2 protein-coding genes are annotated in these 991 nt (G+C 44.0%); both read right to left on the minus strand.

Going from position 1 to position 991, the window contains the following annotated elements:
* Positions 1–586, minus strand: a 586-nt coding sequence (locus tag A3766_RS02655; protein WP_068641618.1) for a hypothetical protein, incomplete at its 3' end; no start/stop codon positions are given.
* A 6-nt stretch (positions 587–592) separates the two neighbouring features.
* Positions 593–991, minus strand: a 399-nt coding sequence (locus tag A3766_RS30225) for a hypothetical protein (protein ID WP_197479230.1), incomplete at its 5' end; no start/stop codon positions are given.

Consider the following 991-nt stretch of genomic DNA (forward strand, 5'->3'; position numbering starts at 1 on the left):
CTTCAGAGCGCAAAGAGAAATTCAACCAATGTCTCTTCCCTTCGTGTTTTTCAAGTTCAAACAATGTAAATGTACGCCCCAGGAGGCTGTCTTCCTGACGAAGCTTTTGCAAATACTCGGGCACCAAGTCACCGTTCAGGGTAATGCCTTCAATATGCATCTCCTTTCCTGAGGAGCCAATAATTATTGAGTTCAACCATAGTTTATCTAAGTTCTGGCGTGCAAGTGAGAGCAGAATATTAGAAAAGCCTTCATCATCTTTAACTACAACCGTATCTAGCATTTCGATCATTCGTTGACGAGCTTCAGCTTTAGCGTGCAAACGCTGATTAGCGGCGACTAATGACTCATCTTTTCTCATGCGTTTAGCTTTAACGCTTAGTGTTTCAAGGCGCTTTGCCATTTCTTCATTCTTTGATTTGATTACTTCAAGCTCTTGAGCTTCCTGCTTTAAGCTATGGCTAAGCCACAAGCTGACACCAATGAGCAAGAGCAAGGTGACAACAGGCAGAAGTATAATTTGTTCGAGTGGTAACTTTACGCGTTTTGGTTTGAAAGCGTCGGTATAGAGGTTTACTTGTTGCATATTGCTCTACCCCTCTCTCAATGCACTGGCGAGCGCGACAAAAGCTTGAATTTCTTCAAGGCCCAGATTTGCCTCGTCCTGCATAAACAAGGACATATCAAGCGGTTCGACTCTGGCGCCAATACTACCACCAAGCATATTTGCTAATGGCATATTGGGTGCAGGGCCCATCAGTGCAACCGTTTGCGGAGGAACTTGAGCCATCTGGCTTTCAAAGTAATCAAATGAGCGCTGGATTTCTAAAGATAATTGCTGAATAACCGAGTTTTGCTGCGCGACATCGTTCAGCGCTTGTAAAGAAAAGTCAAAATGCCTGGAAAAGTAAAGCGTGTCACCTTTAACCAACACAATCATTCCAGCACCGTGACGAAGATATAAAACCGCAACGGGTCTTTGATCATCACC

It is taken from the genome of Oleiphilus sp. HI0132, assembly GCF_001635845.1.